General features: G+C 64.1%; 17 protein-coding genes. 7 read left to right on the plus strand and 10 right to left on the minus strand.

Annotation, left to right across the window (positions count from 1 at the left end):
* Window positions 1-107: 107 nt before the first annotated feature.
* From pssA to FLQ03_RS14490, 3 genes are all read right to left on the minus strand, one after another.
* The gene (gene pssA / locus FLQ03_RS14480; protein ID WP_144373635.1) at window positions 108-1454 is read right to left on the minus strand and encodes a CDP-diacylglycerol--serine O-phosphatidyltransferase; all 1347 of its coding nucleotides are present in this window, start codon (window positions 1452-1454) and stop codon (window positions 108-110) included.
* Between the two features lie 84 nt (window positions 1455-1538).
* The gene (locus tag FLQ03_RS14485) at window positions 1539-2636 is read right to left on the minus strand and encodes a polyamine ABC transporter substrate-binding protein (RefSeq protein WP_144373636.1); all 1098 of its coding nucleotides are present in this window, start codon (window positions 2634-2636) and stop codon (window positions 1539-1541) included.
* A 128-nt stretch (window positions 2637-2764) separates the two neighbouring features.
* Complete coding sequence (locus FLQ03_RS14490) at window positions 2765-4051, minus strand: glutamine synthetase family protein (protein WP_144373637.1); 1287 nt, start codon at window positions 4049-4051, stop codon at window positions 2765-2767.
* A 323-nt stretch (window positions 4052-4374) separates the two neighbouring features.
* Between FLQ03_RS14490 and FLQ03_RS14495 the strand changes: the two genes are divergently transcribed.
* From FLQ03_RS14495 to FLQ03_RS14520, 6 genes are all read left to right on the plus strand, one after another.
* On the plus strand, window positions 4375-4914 hold the full coding sequence (locus FLQ03_RS14495) for an RNA pyrophosphohydrolase (RefSeq protein ID WP_144373638.1): 540 nt from the start codon (window positions 4375-4377) through the stop codon (window positions 4912-4914).
* 18 nt (window positions 4915-4932) lie between these two features.
* Complete coding sequence (locus FLQ03_RS14500) at window positions 4933-5544, plus strand: DUF2238 domain-containing protein (protein WP_472210038.1); 612 nt, start codon at window positions 4933-4935, stop codon at window positions 5542-5544.
* Between the two features lie 7 nt (window positions 5545-5551).
* Window positions 5552-7519 carry a DNA topoisomerase IV subunit B gene (parE, locus tag FLQ03_RS14505; protein ID WP_144373640.1) on the plus strand — a complete coding sequence of 656 codons (1968 nt, stop codon included), beginning with the start codon at window positions 5552-5554 and terminating at the stop codon, window positions 7517-7519.
* Between the two features lie 163 nt (window positions 7520-7682).
* Window positions 7683-8888 carry a diphosphate--fructose-6-phosphate 1-phosphotransferase gene (locus FLQ03_RS14510; protein WP_144373641.1) on the plus strand — a complete coding sequence of 402 codons (1206 nt, stop codon included), beginning with the start codon at window positions 7683-7685 and terminating at the stop codon, window positions 8886-8888.
* Window positions 8889-8943: 55 nt separating this feature from the next.
* Entirely contained in the window at window positions 8944-9675 is a 732-nt protein-coding gene (locus tag FLQ03_RS14515; protein ID WP_144373642.1) for a metallophosphoesterase, read from the plus strand.
* A gap of 62 nt (window positions 9676-9737) precedes the next feature.
* Window positions 9738-10427: a hypothetical protein gene (locus tag FLQ03_RS14520; protein ID WP_147674748.1), complete on the plus strand. Its 690-nt coding sequence runs from the start codon at window positions 9738-9740 to the stop codon at window positions 10425-10427.
* Between the two features lie 125 nt (window positions 10428-10552).
* Here FLQ03_RS14520 and FLQ03_RS14525 read toward each other — a convergent pair whose 3' ends face one another.
* Window positions 10553-11263, minus strand: coding sequence for an alanyl-tRNA editing protein (locus FLQ03_RS14525; RefSeq protein WP_144373644.1), 711 nt, complete (start codon window positions 11261-11263; stop codon window positions 10553-10555).
* Between the two features lie 143 nt (window positions 11264-11406).
* On the opposite strand from FLQ03_RS14525, the gene FLQ03_RS14530 reads away from it, so the two are divergent.
* Window positions 11407-12081 (plus strand): pseudouridine synthase, encoded by a 675-nt coding sequence (locus tag FLQ03_RS14530; RefSeq protein ID WP_144373645.1) that lies wholly within the window; start codon window positions 11407-11409, stop codon window positions 12079-12081.
* On the opposite strand, the gene FLQ03_RS14535 is transcribed toward FLQ03_RS14530, so the two are convergent.
* The 6 genes from FLQ03_RS14535 to FLQ03_RS14560 all read right to left on the minus strand — a co-directional run bounded on the left by FLQ03_RS14535 (window position 12078) and on the right by FLQ03_RS14560 (window position 18413).
* Window positions 12078-12569: a DUF456 domain-containing protein gene (locus FLQ03_RS14535; RefSeq protein ID WP_144373646.1), complete on the minus strand. Its 492-nt coding sequence runs from the start codon at window positions 12567-12569 to the stop codon at window positions 12078-12080. The two genes, FLQ03_RS14530 and FLQ03_RS14535, sit on opposite strands and share 4 nt — an antisense overlap.
* Window positions 12570-12654: 85 nt before the next feature.
* Entirely contained in the window at window positions 12655-14712 is a 2058-nt protein-coding gene (ppk1, locus tag FLQ03_RS14540; RefSeq protein ID WP_144373647.1) for a polyphosphate kinase 1, read from the minus strand.
* A 59-nt stretch (window positions 14713-14771) separates the two neighbouring features.
* Complete coding sequence (locus FLQ03_RS14545) at window positions 14772-15041, minus strand: oxidative damage protection protein (RefSeq protein WP_144373648.1); 270 nt, start codon at window positions 15039-15041, stop codon at window positions 14772-14774.
* Window positions 15042-15161: 120 nt separating this feature from the next.
* Entirely contained in the window at window positions 15162-16475 is a 1314-nt protein-coding gene (argA, locus tag FLQ03_RS14550) for an amino-acid N-acetyltransferase (protein ID WP_144373649.1), read from the minus strand.
* A gap of 114 nt (window positions 16476-16589) precedes the next feature.
* Complete coding sequence (locus FLQ03_RS14555) at window positions 16590-16979, minus strand: hypothetical protein (protein ID WP_144373650.1); 390 nt, start codon at window positions 16977-16979, stop codon at window positions 16590-16592.
* 36 nt (window positions 16980-17015) lie between these two features.
* Window positions 17016-18413: a S41 family peptidase gene (locus FLQ03_RS14560; RefSeq protein ID WP_144373651.1), complete on the minus strand. Its 1398-nt coding sequence runs from the start codon at window positions 18411-18413 to the stop codon at window positions 17016-17018.
* Window positions 18414-18428 lie beyond the last annotated feature (15 nt).

Consider the following 18428-nt stretch of genomic DNA (forward strand, 5'->3'; position numbering starts at 1 on the left):
GCGCCTGCGGCTTATGCCGGGCTACGGCTATCGATCTGGCAGCTGGCGGTTGGCAATGCTGTCATGAAAAAGCCCGCTGGCGCGGGCTTTCTATTCTTTGTTGGTACTCAGAGCAGGCGGTGGAAGAGCTTGTCGAGCCGGAAGCGGTTGAGTCTGGCCAGCAGCTTGCGCACTTTGTCGGGATAGTGCTCCAGGCGTTCCAGCTGGCGGTAATGGCTGAGTACGCTTGTGTGCTGGCGGATATTGGCCAGTTCGCGCTCGGTGATGCTTTGTAGTTGACCGTGCTGGTCGTGGATGAGCAGGCCGTTTTCCAGGTCGAGCCGGAAGGCGCGCGGGTTGAGGTTGTTGCCGGTGATCAGCTGCAGGTGCTGGTCTACCCATACCCCCTTCAGGTGATAACTGTTATCGCCGTCTTTCCACAGCCTTAGCTGGAGCTGTCCCCGGTCGATGGCCCCCTGATGCTGCCGGGCGAAGCGGCGCAGGTTCATTTCGTACAGGTACGGCAGGCCGCCGATTACCTTGAACGGCTCGCTGGGCGGGATGTAAAAGTCGTTGGCAGTCTTGTCGCCGACGATGATTTCCACCTGCACGCCCCGCACTAGTGCCTGATCGATCGCCTTCAGCAGCGGTTTGGGCAGGTTGAAATATGGGGTGCAAATGCTGATGCGTTGCTGGGCGCTGTGCAGCAGGCGTTCCAGTAGTTTGTTGAAGCGGTTATTGCGGCCAACACCGACTATCGGGTGGATGCTGAGCCCGCTATTGCAGGGAGCACTATCGACCACTTGGTATTGGCTGCGCGCCAGCTGTTTGCGGAACAATCGGGTAGCGCGGTTCTGGCTGCCTTTGTCGACGGTGATGGGCTGATCCAGGCGTAGTACGGCAGGCGCTGCGGCCAGATAGTCGAGCATGTACCCGGACAGGCTATCTGCCAGCGCCGGGCTGTGAATCAGATGGTAGCGGTCAAAGCGGTAGCGTTCGCCGACGTGCAGGTAGACATTGTTGAGGCTGGCGCCGCTGTATAGCACGGTATCGTCGACGACGTAGCCTTTCAGGTGCATGACACCAAACAGCTCGCGGGTTTGCACCGGTACGCCATAAATGGCCAGCCTTGGCTGCGGATGAGCTTGTGCCTGTTGGCGGTACCAGGCGGCATTGCCTTCCTGTTTGCCATGCCCGATGAGGCCGCGGCGGGCGCGGTGTGCATCGACAAACAGTTTGATGTCCAGGCGCGGGTTGGCCGCCGCCGCTGCGTACAGTGCATCCAGGATCTGCTGGCCGCCTTCGTCTTGTTGCAGGTACAGCGCGCACAGGTGGATACGGCGCTTGGCTTGCCGGATCAGCGCCAGCAGGTGTTCTCGGTAATCGGCGGCGTGGTGCAGGATGCTGACTGCGTCGGGGGCAAGGGAAATGCCGGGCAGCGAGCGCAGGGGATCGGTTGGCGCAAGAAACAGCATGAGGCCTTAATCGGGTTGGAATGCGATTAAAGCATGCTACCACCAGTGATAAAAAAAAGGGCCGGTTTCCCCGGCCCCTTGTGCTTATTTGCCTGTCTTGAACTCTTGCCACAGGCGGGTGGTAAGGCGCTGGGTCTTGGCATCCATCGAGGGCATCACGAAGCTCTTGGCGACCACGTCCTTGCCCGGGAAGATAGACGGGTTGGACAGGTGCTTCTTGTCGATGAACTGGCGGGCGGCCAGGCTGCCGGGGGCGTAAGTCACGGCGTTGGCGTTGGCCGCAGACACTTTCGGGTCCAGCACGTAGTTGATGTACGCCAGGGCGTTGTCGACGTTCTTGGCGTCTTTCGGGATGACCATGCTGTCAACCCAGATGCCGACGCCGGCTTTCGGTACCAGCGGCTGGATCTTCACGCCATTCTTGGCTTCTTCGGCGCGGGTCTTGGCGATGTTCAGGTCACCACCGTAGCCCAGTACCAGACACAGCGAGCCGCCGGACAGTTCGTTGATGTAACCGGACGACGAGAAGCGGGTGATGTACGGGCGCAGCGGCTTCAGCAGGGCAGCGGCGGCTTTGTAATCGGCCTCATTGGTGGTGGCCGGGTTTTTGCCCATGTAGTGCAGCACGATGGGGAACACTTCAGCCGGGGAGTCCAGCATGCTGACGCCGCAGCTTTTCAGCTTGGAGACGTTCTCGGCCTTGAACAGCAGGTCCCACTCGTTGGCCGGCAGCTTGCCGCCCAGCGCCTTGTTGACCTTGTCGCTGTTGATGCCGATGGTGTTCATGCCCCAGAAGTAGGGCACGGCAAACTTGTTGCCCGGGTCGAAGCTGGTCATCAGCTTCATCAGTTCCGGGTCCAGGTCTTTGTAGTTAGGGATCTTGGCCTTGTCGATCGGCTGGTACAGGTTGGCCTGGATCTGTTTGGCGAGGAAGGTATTGGACGGGTGTACCAGATCGTAGCCGGACTTGCCGGTCAGCATCTTGGCCTGCAGGATCTCGTTGCTGTCGTAGACGTCGTAGCGCACCTTGATGCCGGTGCTTTTCTGGAAGTTCGGCAGCGTGGACTCGGCAATGTAGTCCGACCAGTTGTAGACGTTCAGCTCCTTGCTGGCGGCCAGGGCGGTACCGGATACGGCGGTGAGAGCCAGCGTGGTGGCCAGAGCCAGAGTGGTTTGCTTCATCAAGTTCTCCTTGCAGTGTGACTGCTTATTTCATGTCGCGGCTTGATTATGCCGATGGGCCAATTAAAAACCTTTGCACAAAATTGCTCAACTACTACCTGACGCAGCCCGCATTGTAGCGTGCGGGGTCAGGCTTGGGGGGCGAGATACGCCCATTCCCAGGGGGTAACCTGTTGCTGGAAATGTGCCTGCTCAAGCTGTTTGAGCTCGGCGAATACCTGACAGAACCCGCTGCCCAGCAGTTCCTGCAGCGCGTCGCAGGCTTGCAGCGCGGCTAGCGCTTTGGCCTGGCTATCCGGCAAGGTGGCTGCTGCCGCGTAGGCGCTGTTGCTGCACGGTGGCGTGGCCTCGCGTTGTTCACGGATGCCAAGCAAGCCGCAGGCCAGGGTGGCCGCCAGTGCCAGGTAGGGGTTGGCGTCGATACCGGGCAGGCGGTTTTCCACGCGCCGGGCTTGCGGGCCGCTTTCCGGCACCCGCAGGCCGCAGGTACGGTTGTCGTAGCCCCATTCCACGTTGATGGGCGCGGCGGTGTGCGGCGCCAGCCGGCGATAGGCATTGGGGTTGGCCGCAAACAGCAGCATGGCGTGCGGCAGATAGTGTTGCAGGCCCGCGATATAGTGGCGGAAGCGCGGATGCTCGCTGCCGTCTGCCTGGCTGAAGGCATTGCGGCCATCGCTGTCCAGCAAGCTCTGGTGGATATGCATGGCGCTGCCGGCGTGGCGGGCAAACGGCTTGGCCATGAAGCAGGCCTGCAGACCGTGCTGGCGCGCCAGGTTGCGTAGCGTGCGTTTGAGCAAAAACACCTGGTCGGCCAGTTGTAGCGCCGGGCCGTGCTGCAAGTTCAGCTCGTACTGGCCGTTGCCTACCTCGTGCAGCAGGGTGTCGGTGGCGATGCCTTGCTGGTGGCAGTGCTGTTCCAGCTCGGCAAAGAAGGCTTCGTGTTGCCAGGCGTGGTCCAGCGCATAGGCCGGCGATACCGGCTCGTTCTGGCTGCCGTCGGCGGCCAACAGGTAGAACTCGATTTCCGGCGCCACGACCGGTGTCAGGCCATCGGCCGCAAACGCGGCCAGCACACGTTTGAGCACGTTGCGAGGCGCAAACGGCACCGGCGCGCCCTGGCGGTCGTGACAGTCGTGGATAAGCTGGGCAATACGTCGCCCCGTGCTGGGCTTGAGGCTCAGCGTTGTATCGTCGGGCAGCAAAACCAGATCGGGGTCGGTTTCGGGTACCAGCTGTTGTTGCGGGTCGCCCATCCAGCTCTGGATCAGGCTGACTTGCGGAAAGCGCAACTCGCCGCTGGCGGGGTAGTGGCTAACCGGTACCAGTTTGCCGCGCGCCTGGCCGTTGAGGTCGGCAAACAGGCATTCAATGTGGGTGATGGCGTGCTGTTGCAGCCAGTCGTGCAGGGTGCTCATGGGCAGGGTTCCTTGAAAGTGTCGAGACGATAGCCGGTGCCAACAGGCCGGCATTGCCGGTGGCACTTAGCGGTTGCTCGAACACGCCCAGGGAAACATGGCAAGGAATGCGTACGGTACAAAGCGGTAGCAGGTAACGCATGACAGGCCCTTGCGGAGGAGACAGCCCACAGTTTTAGGGGCTGCCAGTGTTGGGTGTCAATTATATTTAACGGTTTTGTATGGTTATGCAAAGCGATGTGACAACGATGCGACGGTGAGCCGTGCGCGGCGACGGGAAATGTGCAAAAATCCTGCCAACTAACGAATTTGCAGGTTTTTCCATGCTGGACCGGGACGGATACCGCCCCAATGTCGGAATCATCCTCATCAATCACAAGCATGAGGTGTTCTGGGGCAAGCGGGTGCGCGAGCACTCGTGGCAGTTTCCGCAAGGAGGCATCAAACCTGGCGAAAGCCCCGAGGCCGCGATGTATCGCGAGCTGCTGGAAGAAGTGGGCTTGCTGCCGCAACACGTCAAGATCCTGGGTCGCACCCGCGACTGGCTGCGCTACGACGTACCCACCAACTGGGTGCGTCGCGAGTGGCGCGGTAGCTATCGCGGGCAAAAGCAGATCTGGTTCTTGCTGAAGCTGGTAGGCCGGGATTGCGATGTATGCCTTCGTGCGACCAATCACCCCGAATTTGACGGCTGGCGCTGGAATGATTACTGGGCGCCGGTCGACGCGGTGATCGAGTTCAAGAAAGACGTCTACGAGCGGGCGCTCACCGAGCTGACCCGTTTCCTGAAAGGGGTAGAAAGCCGTCGTGATTACCTGGCGCGCATCGCCGGGGACGCGCCGAGCTTGCCAGACGAGGGCTAAGGCTTGCATACCGAACCTTTGCCACGGCCACGCACTGCGTTTGCAGTCGTGGCCGTTGTCGCTGCCTGGTCTGCCTGGCAGCCACATGACACCACTACCTGGTGGATGGAGGCCATTCCGGCCGTCGTCGGCCTGCCGCTGGCGTGGTTATGCTGGGGCCGTTACCCGTGGACCAGGTTGGCCGCATGGGCGATGGCGCTGCACGCCATCATCCTGCTGGTGGGCGCGCACTACACCTACGCGCTGACGCCGCTGGGCTTCTGGCTGCAGGACGCGTTTGATTTCAGCCGCAACCACTACGACCGTATCGGCCATCTGGCGCAGGGCTTCTTTCCTGCCATCCTGGCGCGGGAAGTGATCCAGCGCGGTACCGGCCTGGCCGGCCGCTGGCTGGCGTTTCTGGCAACCTGCTTCTGCCTGGCGTTCTCGGCGTTTTACGAATTGATCGAATGGTGGGCCGCGCTGGCCCTGGGCGCCGGTGCCGACGCGTTCCTCGCCACGCAGGGCGACCCGTGGGACACCCAGTGGGACATGTTCCTGGCGCTGTGTGGCGCCATCCTGGCCCAGCTGCTGCTGGCCCGCCGTCACCAACAACAACTGGCGTCGCTGCTGCGGCGCCCATCGTGCTGACAGACACATGACACAACAACATTACGACGAATCCTCGGTACGCGTACTCAAGGGGCTGGAGCCGGTCAAAGAGCGGCCCGGCATGTACACCCGTACCACCGATCCCACCCACATCTGCCAGGAAGTGATCGATAACGCCGCCGACGAGGCGCTGGGTGGCTTTGCCCGCAAGATCGCGGTCACCGTACACCTGGATGGTTCGCTGACCGTGGAAGACGACGGCCGCGGCATTCCGGTCGGCCTGCACCCGCAGGAAGGTGTACCGGTGGTGGAACTGGTGTTTACCCGCCTGCACGCCGGCGGCAAATTCAACAAGAAAGACGGCGGCGCCTACGCCTTCTCTGGCGGCCTGCACGGTGTGGGGGTGTCGGTCACCAACGCGCTGTCCACCCGGCTGGAGGTAGAGGTCAAACGCGAAGGCGGCGTGCACCGGCTGGTGTTTGCCGGCGGCGACGTCATCGAGCCGCTGGCCCGTGTGGGCGACTGCGGCCCGCGCACCAGCGGCACCCGCGTGCGGGTGTGGCCGGACGGTAAGTACTTTGAAAGCCCGCGCTACTCGATGCCGGAGCTGGAGCGCCTGCTGCGCGCCAAGGCGGTACTGCTGCCCGGCGTGGCGGTCACGCTGACCATCGAGCGCCCCAGCGGCGACGAGGTGAAGGTGTGGCAGTACCCGGAAGGCCTGAAGAGCTATCTGGCAGAGCTGTGCGGTGACGACGAGCCGATTGCGCCGCTGTTTGCCGGCGAGGCGTACATCGGCGAAGACCACGAGCAGTTCGCCAAGGGCGAGGGTGCACAATGGGCGATGGCCTGGTTCGAGGACGGTGCCAGCGGTGAAAGCTACGTCAACCTGATCCCCACACCGTCTGGCGGTACCCACGAAGCCGGCCTGCGCGCCGGCGTGTTCGAGGCGGTGAAAAGCTTTGTCGACCACCACAACCTGCTGCCGCGCGGCGTCAAGCTGATGGCGGAAGACGTCTGGAGCCGCGTGCGCTTTGTGCTGTCGGCCCGTGTGCTGGACCCGCAGTTCCAGGGCCAGACCAAGGACAAACTCACCAGCCGCGACGCGCTGAAGCTGGTGTCCGGCCTGGCGCGCGACCCGGTAGAGCTGTGGCTGAACCAGCACGTGGAAGCCGGCAAGAAGATCGCCGAGCTGGCCATCCGCCAGGCGCAAAGCCGGCTTAAGTCGGTGAAGAAGGTCGAGAAGAAAAAAGGCTCCGGCGTGGCCGTGCTGCCCGGCAAGCTCACCGATTGCGAGAGCGAGGATATCGAACGCAACGAGCTGTTCCTGGTTGAGGGTGACTCGGCTGGCGGTTCGGCCAAGCTGGCACGCGACAAGGAATACCAGGCCATCCTGCCGCTGCGCGGCAAGGTGCTGAACAGCTGGGAAACCGACAAGGACCAGTTGTTCTCCAACGCCGAAATCCACGATATCTCGGTGGCCATCGGTGTCGACCCGCACGGTGTGGACGACACGCCGGACCTGAGCGGCCTGCGTTACGGCAAGATCGCCATCCTGTCCGACGCCGACGTGGACGGTTCGCACATCCAGGTGCTGCTGCTGACGCTGTTCTTCCGCCACTTCCCCAAGTTGATCGAACAGGGCCATATCTACATCGCGCAGCCGCCGCTGTTCCGCGTGGATGTGCCCGGCCAGGGCAAGAACCGCCCGCCACGCAAGCTGTACGCGCTAGATGATGGCGAGATGGACGCCATCCTCGACCGCCTGCGCAGCGAGGGCGTCAAGGAAAGCGCGTGGAGCATCTCCCGCTTCAAGGGCTTGGGCGAGATGAACCCGGAGCAACTGAAGGACACCACCATGAACCCGGACACCCGCCGCCTGTCGCGCGTGCAGGTACGCCCCGGCGCCATGCAGACCACACGCGACATGTTCATCATGCTGATGGGCAAGGGCGAGGCCAGCAGTCGCCGCAGCTGGATGGAAGCCAAGGGTAACGAAGCCGAAGTGGACATCTGAGCCCGCCCGCTATTGCGCTCATCTCCGGCCCTGCTTGCTGTTGCATGCAGGGCTTTTTGCTGGCCGGCCGACGGCGGTAAGGTTGGCCGCAGCCGCTTGCGCCAGCGCAAGGCGAGGTGGCTGTCTGGTACTACAATGGTCTGCATCCATCCGGGAGATCATCATGCCACGCCTGCTCTATCTGCAATCCGGCGGCCCTACCGCCGTCCTCAACCGTTCGGCGCAAGGCGTCATCGAAACCGCGCGTACCCTTGGCGTGCCGGTCTGCGCGGCGGCCAACGGCCTGGCCGGCTTGCTGGCAGGCCAGCTGTACGACTGCAGCGCGGCAGCGGCGGCCAACATCCAGCGCCTGGGCTGGCTACCCGGCGCCAGCTTCGGTACCAGCCGCCAGATTCTGGCACCGTACGCGGCCGACCCGCAGTCGTGGCAGCAGCTGGCCGACGTGCTGCGCCGCTTCGATATCGGCTATGTGCTGCTCAACGGCGGCAACGGTTCGATGGAAACCGCGCTGGCGCTGGGCGAGCTGGCACAACGTTTCGACCTGCCATTGCAAGCGTTGGGCGTGCCCAAAACCATCGATAACGACCTGGAAGGCACCGACTTCAGCCCCGGCTTTCCGTCGGCAGCCAAATATCTGGCCAGCAGCCTGCGCGAGGTCATCCACGATATGCGCAGCATGGCGCGCGGCCGGGTATTCATCATGGAAACTATGGGTCGCCACGTCGGCTGGTTGGCCGCAGCCTGCAGCCTGGCGGCGCCGGATGGCGAGCCGGCGCCCTTGCTGTTGCTGCCCGAAGTAGCGTTTGACGAGGCCCGCGTACTGCAGGCGGTGCAGCAACGGCTGGCGCGGGACGGTTACTGCGCCATTGCGGTGGCCGAGGGGTTGCGCCAGGCCGATGGCCGTTTCGTGGCGCAGATGCACGCCGACGCGGTGTACGGCCACGAGCAGCTGGGCGGCGCTGGCGCCTGGCTTGCGCAACGGCTGCAAGCACAGCTGGGCGTGCACGCCCACGTGGCGCTGGTGGACTGCCAGCAGCGCGCCGCCATGCACCTGGCTTCGGCTACCGACGCCAGGCTGGCCTACGCCGCCGGGGCCGCCTGCGTGCACTGGGCGCTGGCCGGGCAGGGCGGGGTGATGGCAGGTCTGCAGCGCAGTGCGGACGACTGGATCGTGACGCCGGTGCCACTGGCCACGGTGGCCGGGCTGGAGCGCCGGCTGCCGGCCGCGTTTATCGCGGAGGATGGCCTGGCGGTGACGCCCGCTTTTGCCGAGCACGTGCGGCCGATGCTGCAAGGCGAAGTGGCACTGCCGTACGTGGACGGTCTGCCGGATTACCGCACGCTGAGCTGGCCGGTGCTCGCAGGGTGACGGCTGCCTAGGCGGGCGGCATAATGGCAGGCCACCCTCACACCGGACCCTTGCCGTGTTTGCTGCCTTCCGCCGATTGCCCGCCAATGATGTTGGCCGCGACTTTGTCGTGGGTGACGTGCACGGCTGCTTCGAGACGCTATCGCGCCTGCTGGGGCAGGTGCTGTTCGACCCGCAGCGCGACCGCCTGCTGTCGGTGGGCGACCTGGTAGACCGTGGCCCCGGCTCGCTGCAGGTGCTGGACTGGCTGGCGCAGATGTGGCTGTTTGCCGTGCGCGGTAACCACGAGCAGATGGCGATCGATTACGACGCCAGCCCGGCCTGGCGCGAGCGTTACCTGCGCAACGGCGGCGACTGGTTCATCGATATGCCCGACGGCCAGCAGCAACGCTACCGCAGCGTGTTTGCTGCCATGCCGCTGGCGATGGAAGTGGAGGTGGGTGGACGCAGCATCGGCCTGATTCATGCCGACTGCCCGGAAGACGACTGGATTGCCTTCCAGGCGCGGCTGGCTTCCGGCGAGCTGGCGCCGTGTCGCAGTGGCCAGACCGTGCGCCACGAAGCGTTATGGTCGCGGCAACGCCTGCGCGGCGAGCCACGCCAGCGCGTCGCCGGTATCGATATGTTGTGCGTCGGCCACACCCCGGTGCAGCTGGCGCGGCAGCGCGACAACGTGCTGTACCTCGACACCGGCGCAGTCTACGGCCGGGCGCTGACGCTGCTGTGCCTGAACGATATGAGCATCCATACCCTGGCGTGCGACGAGTGCGCTTTCCCCGACGATTGAACCTGCCACCCTTTCCGGGCTGTCATGCCCGTTGCGGCCAACTATGCTGAAGCAGCGTTGTCGTGAACGGAGGCCCCATGCTGCGTTGCGTGCTGATAGCCGTGTTGCTTGGCGGCGTGTGCCTGAACCTGCGTGCGGAAACGGTGCGTTTCTATCTGCCGTCCCTGCCCGGTATCTATGAAGAACGCGACGGCAAGCCGGCCGGCCTGTACGCCGACTTGCTGCAGCACATGGCCGGCCATGCCGGGGTGAGCTTGTCGATGTTCATCGCCAGCCGCCCGCGCATCCAGCAATCGATGCAGCTGCAAGACGATGCCTGCAGTGCGGTGACGCTACCGGCCAACGTGCCGGCGCCAGCAGGCATGCAGTACGTGTTTCCGATGGGGCAGACGCAGGCGCAGCTGTTCACTCGCCCTGGCGACGCCCTGGCCCTTAGCGAGCTGGCGACAGTCACGCTGACGCAGCAGATGGTGTTTGGCGAAGGCGTGGCCAGCGTGTTGCAGCAACGCGGGCTGCCGGTGCCGGCACGCAGCCAGTCGTTGCAGGAGGCCGTGGCCATGCTGCAGGGGCAGCGTATCCGGGTGCTGTTTGCCACCCGTGCCGCGCTGTCGCGGCTGGCGCCAGGCACCTTGGCGGCCGGCCCGGAACTGGGCGCGCTGGTGTCGTGGTTTACCTGTTCGGTGCACATGCCGCCGGCCATGGTGCAGCGCCTGGCCAGCGCCTGGCGCCAGGTGCCGCTGCCCCGTTTTTAGGGCCCGACAAGCTTCCCGCTGCGGCGTTGTCGGGCTGGCGCCGGGCATCGCCCAGCGCAGCGCCGATCTGTACATTGGATAACTTCCCGCTCCTGCGCTGCTGCAAGCAAGCGTGTCAACAGGCTCTAGTCAGCCAGCGCAATCACCACCCGTTTGTTACGCGCGCCCTTGCTTTCGATTTTCTTCACCAGCACCTGGCCGATTTCACCGGTCTGGCGCACGTGTGTGCCGCCACAGGGCTGCAGGTCGATACCGTCGATGGCGATCAGGCGGATCTCGGGCAGGTCCAGCGGCGGCGTCACCGACATGGTCTTGATCAGCTCGGGCTGCGCGCGCAGGGCCTCGCCGCTGGTCATCTGCACCGTTACCGCATGGTTGGCCGCAATCAGCGCGTTCAGTTCGCGTTCGATGTGGTCGCGGTCCAGCTCCATGCCTTCCGGCAGGTCGAAATCCAGCCGGCCGCTATCGGCGGTGAGGTTGCCGCCAGTGACGCCGGCGCGGATCACGCACGACAGCAAGTGCAGGCAGGTGTGTACGCGCATGTGGCGATGGCGGCGCGCCCAGTCGAGCTGCAGCGTCACAGCACTACCGGCGGCCAGCTGCGGGCTGCCGGCGGCCAGCTGGTGCACGATCTCGCGGCTGGCCTTGTCGCGGCGGGTGTCGGTGATAGCCAGCTGGCTGCCATCGGCCAGTTGCAGCGTGGCCGTATCACCCGGTTGGCCGCCACCCAGCGGGTAGCACAGCGTGTCGGCCAGCACCAGGCCGCGCTCATCGTGGCTGAGGACGGTGGTGTGCAGCGTGGTCTGGTACGGGTCGAGGTAGAAACGTTCCGGCATGGTGGGCTCTCTGCAGTCGGTGGAGGAAGCGTATGCCTATAGCGTGAGGCCGCGGTGTGCACATTTCAATAGGCGGTACGGTTTGCCGCTGCGCGTCAAAATGCCGGATAATCGCCGCCTGCTTTTTTGACCCTTGGCTGCCGATGAGCTCACCGCACACGCTGGAACACTACAACCCGCCGCCCGATACCGGCCTGTCGTTGTTGTATCAGGACGACTACCTGCTGGTGGTGGACAAGCCGGCGGGCTTGCTGTCGGTGCCGGGGCGCGGCGAGGCGCGTCAGGATTGCCTGATCCAGCGTGTACAGCGGCGTGTGCCGGACGCGCTGATCGTGCACCGGCTGGACATGGGCACCTCGGGTATCCTGCTGCTGGCGCGGGGGGAGGCGATGCAACGCACGCTGTCGATGGCATTTGCCGGCCGCCAGCTGCACAAGCGCTACGAGGCGATCGTCTGCGGCCAACTACAGCCCGCCAGCGGCGACATCCACCTGCCGCTGATTACCGACTGGCCCAACCGGCCGCGGCAGATTGTTGACCACGCCATCGGCAAGCCGTCGCATACCGGCTACCAGGTACTGGCCTACGACGCCGAACGCGACGTCAGCCGCGTGTCGCTGACGCCGCATACCGGCCGCACCCACCAGCTGCGCGTGCACATGCAGGCACTGGGCCACCCGATCCTGGGCGACGGGCTGTACGCCACGCCGGAAGGCCTGGCCGCCGCGCCACGGCTGTTGCTGCACGCTTGCCAGCTGGGCCTGCCGCACCCGGTAAGCGGCGAATGGCTGCAACTGGACTGCCCGGCGCCGTTTTAGAACAGCAGCGCGGTGGCAAACACCGCCAGCATGGCAAAAGCGCAGGCGATCTTGATCACGGTGCCGGCCAGAAAGCCGATGAAGGTAGCCACGCCCACCTTGCCCGCTTGCTGCAGCGAGCGGCGCGCCTGCAGCTCGCCGATGACGGCGCCGACGATGGGCCCGATGATGGCGCCCACCAAGCCCAGAAACATGCCGACCAAACCGCCGATGAAGGCGCCGATCAGCGCCTGCCGGCTGGCGCCGCTTTTCTGGGCGCCCAGAAAGCCGGCCAGGTTTTCCATCACCATGCCGAATACCGCCAGCACGGCGATGATGATCAGTGCAGTACTGCCCACCACGGCAAATTCTCCCAGCCAGGCCGCCAGCAGCATGCCGCCGCCCAGCAGCGCCAGGCCGGGCAGGGCGGGGTAAATGGTACCGGCCAGCCCGATCAGCATCATGATCACCGCCAGCGCGTAGCCGGCCCAGCTCCAGTCAAAGCTCATGCTTGCTCCTTATGTTGACCTTGCTAAGTAAAACGGCGCCGCCGGAAGTTCCGGGGCGCCGTGGCGGCCAACCTTGCGCGAGTGCTTAGCCGGTGTATTCCAGCAGCAGCGTTTCCTGTGCACAACGGCCCTTGCCGCGGGCAACGCGGCGGCGGTAGCTGCCGTCCGATTGCATTTCCCAGGCGTTGGTATTGTCTTCCAGGTACATCTTCAGGCCTTCGCGGATGATGCGGCGCTTGAGCTTGGCGTCCAGGATAGGCACGCAGGTTTCGATGCGGCGGAAGAAGTTGCGGCCCATCCAGTCGGCGCTGGAGATGAACAGGTCTTCGGCCTTGTCGTTGTAGAAATAGAACACGCGGGTGTGTTCCAGGAAGCGGCCAACGATGGAGCGCACCGAGATGTTTTCCGACAGCCCTTCCACGCCCGGACGCAGCGCGCAGACGCCACGCACGATCAGCGTGATCTTCACCCCGGCCTGGCTGGCGCGGTACAGCGCACGGATCACCTGCGGCTCCAGCAGCGCGTTCATCTTGGCGATGATCTGCGCCGGGCGGCCGGCTTGTGCGTGCTCGATCTCGCGGTCGATGGCGCTGATGATCATGTTGTGCAGCGTGAACGGCGACTGGTACAGGTGCTTCAGTTCGCCGGCACGGCCCAGGCCGGTAATCTGCACGAACAGGTCGTTGACGTCGGTGGCAATTTCTTCGTTGCAGGTCAGCAGGCCGAAGTCGGTATACAGGCGGGCGGTACGCGGGTGGTAGTTACCGGTGCCCAGGTGCACGTAGCGGCGCAGCTGGCCTTCCTCGCGGCGCACCACCAGCAGCATCTTGGCGTGGATCTTGTAGCCGAACACGCCGTATACCACGTGGGCACCGGCGTCTTCCAGGCGGGTGGCCCAGCTGATGTTGGCCTCTTCGTCGAAGCGCGCCATCAGCTCTACCACCACGGTCACTTGCTTGCCGGCGCGGGCGGCGGCGATCAGCGAGTCCATCAGTACCGAGTCGGTACCGGTGCGGTACACCGTCATCTTGATGGCGACCACGGCCGGGTCGCTGGCGGCCTGGGTCAGCAGGTCGATCACCGGCTGGAAGGTCTGGAACGGGTGGTGCAGCAGGATGTCACCCTTGCGGATGGCCTCGAACAGCGGGGTTTTCTTTTCCAGGATGGCCGGCAGCGTGGCCTGGAACGGCGCAAACTTGGTTTCCGGACGTTCGACGAAGTCTGGCACCTGCATCAGGCGCACCAGGTTTACCGGGCCGTCCACGCGGAAGACGTCCGGCTTTTGCAGGCCGAACGTGGTGAGCAGGAATTCTTCCATGTGTGCCGGGCAGGTGTCGGCAATCTCCAGCCGTACCGCGTCGCCGTACTGGCGCTGGCGCAGTTCGCCCTGCAGTGCGGTACGCAGGTTTTTCACGTCTTCGTCGTCTACCGACAGGTCGCTGTCGCGGGTGACGCGGAACTGGTAGCAGCCTTTCACCAGCATGCCGGGGAACAGCTCTTGCACGTGCGAGTGCAGGATGGACGACAGGAACACGAAGGTGTCGGCGCCGTCCGGGGCCAGCTCGGCCGGCAGCTTGATGACGCGCGGCAGGATGCGCGGCGCCTGCACGATGGCAATGCCGGACTCGCGGCCGAAGGCGTCGGTGCCTTCCAGCTCCACGATGAAGTTCAGGCTCTTGTTCAGCAGGCGCGGGAACGGGTGCGACGGGTCCAGACCGATAGGGGTAAGGATGGGCATCAGCTCGCGGAAGAAGTAGTCGCTGATCCAGGCTTTCTGCGCGGCATCCCACTCGTTACGGCGCAGGAACAGGATGTTTTCGTCACGCAGTGCCGGGAAGATTTCCTCGCGCAGCAGGCGGTATTGCTCGCGCACCAGTTCGTGTGCCGCGGCCGATACCTTGGCCAGCGCCTCGGCCGGCGTGCTGCCGTCGGCCAGAATGCGGTCCGGCGTGATCTGGGCGGCTTCTTTCAGCCATGCCACGCGCACCTCGTAGAACTCGTCCATATTGGACGAAACGATGCACAGGAATTTCAGCCGCTCCAGGATGGGCAGGCGTTCTTCTTCAGCCTGTGCCATCACGCGGCGGTTGAATTCGATCAGGCCCAGTTCGCGGTTGAGGAGGTTGTCGTGTGGCGTGGTCATGGTTTATGCAATGCTGGTAATGGGTGGTGCAAAAAAAGCCCTCGGACGAGGGCGGGGGCTTATTGCTGCGGGGTAAAGCCGGCAACCTGGTCGGCGCCCTGGCCGTAGAAGTAGGCTTCCAGTTGCGCTGCCAGGTACTGGCGGGCACGCGCGTCAGCCAGGCTGAGGCGGTTTTCGTTGATCAGCATGGTCTGGTAACGCAGCCAGCCTTGCCAGGCTTCCTTGGAAACGTCGGCGAAAACGCGCTGGCCCAGTGCGCCCGGCAGCGGCGGGAAGTCCATGCCTTCGGCTTCGCGACCGAGCTTAACGCAGTTAACCATTCTTGCCATGATGCATTCCTTGCTAAAAGTGGTGACACGATAGCTTTTTATTGTGTCACAGAGATGACGGGTAACCAACCGTGACAGCAGCAGGGGTACGCCCCTGCCGCATCATTTTCTTGTGGCAGCTCAATCCTGCAGCGGTTTGATCAGCACCTTGGAGCGGCGGTTGTGGTTGTAGAGTTCCCGCCGTGCCGCCGGCAGGTCGTCCACGCTGGCGGGCAGGAAGCCGCGCTCGGCGAACCAGTGCGCCGTTTGCGTGGTGAGGATGAACACTTTTTTCAGGCCGTGCAGCCGGGCCTGGTCTTCCACGTGCTTGAGCAGGCGGTCGCCGAAGCCGGCGTTGCGGCGCTCCTGGCTGATGGCCAGGCACGCCAGCTCGGCCATGCCGTCTTCGCGGAACGGCAGCATGGCTACGCAGCCGTAGATGCGCTCGTCGTGCTCCAGCACGGCGTAGTGGCGGATCTGCATTTCCAGGTGTTCGCGGCTGCGCTTGATCAGGATGCCTTGTTCCTGCAGCGGGCGGATCAGCGCCAGGATGTCACCCACGTCTTCGATGGTGGCTTCGCGTACCTTCACCAGCGAGTCGCGCGCGATCATGGTGCCGGTGCCGAAGTCGGTAAACAGCTCTACCAGCAGCGCGCCGTCTTCGTTGTGGCTGACCAGGTGCGAGCGCACCACGCCTTCGCGGGTGGCGCGGATGGCGTAGGGCAGGCTGATGCGTACTTCTTCGCTGTCGATGCCGCGCTGCGAGATGGTTTCGGCCTGTTCGGCCGAGATGGCGCTGTGCAGCACGCCATCGGCGTCCACCAGGCCATTGCTTTGCACCATGAAGATCAGCTTTTCCGCTTTCAGCTCGATAGCCGTCTGGCAGGCCACTTCTTCCATGGTCATGTTGAATGCTTCGCCGGTGGGCGAGTAGCCGATCAGCGACATCAGCACCAGCTCGCCCAGGTCCAGGCGCTTGTTGATGGCGGCGGTGTCGATCTTGCGCACGCGGCCGCTGAATTGCATGTCGGTACCGTCGATCACCCCTAGCGGCTGTGCGGTGACAAAGTTGCCACCCGCTACGCGCAGGCAGGCACCGTGCATCGGCGAATTGGGCATGCCCATCGACAGGAAGGCTTCCAGGTCGTGGCGTAGGCCACCCACGGCCGACTTCACCGCTTCCAGCGTTACCGCGTCGGTCACGCGGCGGCCGTTGTGGAACTGGCGCGGCACGCCGCGCAGGCGCAGTTGCTCTTCGATTTGCGGGCGGGCACCGTGCACCAGCACCACGCGCACTCCCAGGCTGACCAGCAGGTTGATATCCTGCGCCAGACCGTACAGGTTGCCGCGTGCCAGGCATTCGCCATTGACGGCAATGACGAAGGTCTTGCCGCGAAAATTATTGATGTAGGGTGCTGCTTCGCGGAAAGCCAGCACGAAATCGGGATGCAGCATGGGCAGCTCCAAACAGCTGAGGCCGGAAAAAACGCAAGAGTAGCAGGAATGCCGTTGCCCTGATATGGCATGGCTGTTACGACAGGTAAGGTTGGCCGCAGGCGTCGGCGCGGCTTATTTTTCCAGCCGCAGTTCTTCCGGGGTCTCGTCCTGGTCGCCGTGCGGGTGCTGCTGGTACAAGCGGGAAAACGCCTCGCGCCCCTTGGTGGCGGTGGGCGGGCATTGCAGGTTGTCCAGCTGTACCTGTTCGCAGTAACAGGCGAGGTGGCATTGCAGGCGGTGGATAGGGTGCGCGGCAAGGTGGATGCCGGCCTGGTCGAGGACCGCCAGCAGTTGCACCAGCGATTGCTGCGGCAGGGCGTACAGCAGGGTGAGTTGGCCGCTCTGAACGTCGGCACGGGTACGAATGCCGCACTGCTCGGCCAGCAAATGCGCGGCGTGTGCGGTCTGGCTGGGCTCGGCCAGCCTCAGCGTGCGGCATTTGAAATGGTCGGCGGTCTGCATGGCGTGCTCCCGGACGGAACACGCCATGCATGCCCGTCAGTTGCCGGCTTTCTTCAGCAGGATCTGCTGCACTTTCAGTACATTCAAGGCCTGATTGAGCTGGGTGTCAACCGGCTTGCCCTCGTCGTCAACGGCCGGTTTGGCCGCCGGTTTGGCGGCTGGTGTCGTGGTGCCAGCCTTGCTGTTGGCCGGTTTGGCGGCCGGTGCGGCTTCTTCGCCCGTCGGGTTGCTCAGGTGCTTTTCCAGATCGGCTTCGCGGATGCGGATGCCGCTGTTTTCGCTACCGTCCTCGGCGATGATGTCCGGCGTGATGCCCTTGGCCTGGATGGAGCGACCGCTCGGGGTGAAGTAACGGGCCGTGGTGAGCTTGATGCCACCTTCGTTGGACAGCGGCAGTACCGACTGTACCGAGCCCTTGCCGAAGGTTTGCGTGCCGACGATCAAGGCGCGCTTGTGGTCTTGCAGGGCGCCGGCCACGATTTCGGAAGCCGAAGCGGAGCCGCCGTTGACCAGCACCACCAGCGGCACGGTTTTCAGTTCGGCCGGGGTTTTGGCGTAGTAGTCCGGAGTGTTGCCGCGAAGGTAGTACTTGCTGTTGGCGTACAGGCGCATCTGCGCATCGGCAACGCGGCCTTCGGTGTACACCACCAGCGCGTCTTTGGGCAGGAAGGCGCTGGAAACGCCGACTGCACCGTTCAGCAGGCCGCCCGGGTCGTCACGCAGGTCCAGCACCAGGCCTTTCAGCGGTGCCTTGTTGTCCTTGTACAGGCCGCTCAGCGCCTGGGCGAAGTTCTCGACCGTGTGTTCCTGGAACTGGGCCACCCGCACGTAGCCGAAGCCCGGCTCCAGCAGGCGCGATTTCACGCTCTTGGTCTGGATGACGGCGCGGGTGAGGGTAAAGACCAGCGGTTTGGATTCGGTCTTGCGGGCGATGGTGAGCGTTACCTTGGTGCCCGGCTTGCCGCGCATGCGCTTGACCGCGTCGTTCAGCGACAGGCCGCGTACCGGGGTGTCGTCGATCTTCACGATCAGGTCGCCGCTCTTGATGCCGGCCTTCTGTGCTGGCGTGTCTTCGATGGGGGCTACCACTTTCACCAGGCCGTCTTCGGCGCCGATCTCGATGCCCAGGCCGCCGAACTCGCCCTGGGTGCCTTCGCGGAATTCCTTGAAAGCCTGCGGATCGAAGTAGTCCGAATGCGGGTCGAGGCCGGACAGCATGCCCTTGATCGCTTCGTTGATCAGCTTTTTGTCTTCGACCGGCTCGACGTAGTCCTGCTTGATGCGGCCGAACACCTCGGCAAAGATGCGCAGCTCGCTCAGCGGCAGCACGCTGTCGTTCTTGTCGGCAAACGCCTGCACGCTGAGGGTGAGGGCACCGCCCAGTACGGCACCGGTGGTCATCAGGGCTAGCTTGCTTGTACGTGATAGGGTCATGTTCAGTGTCTCTGC

The sequence above is a fragment of the Vogesella urethralis genome, from assembly GCF_007644045.2.
GTDB lineage: Bacteria > Pseudomonadota > Gammaproteobacteria > Burkholderiales > Chromobacteriaceae > Vogesella > Vogesella urethralis.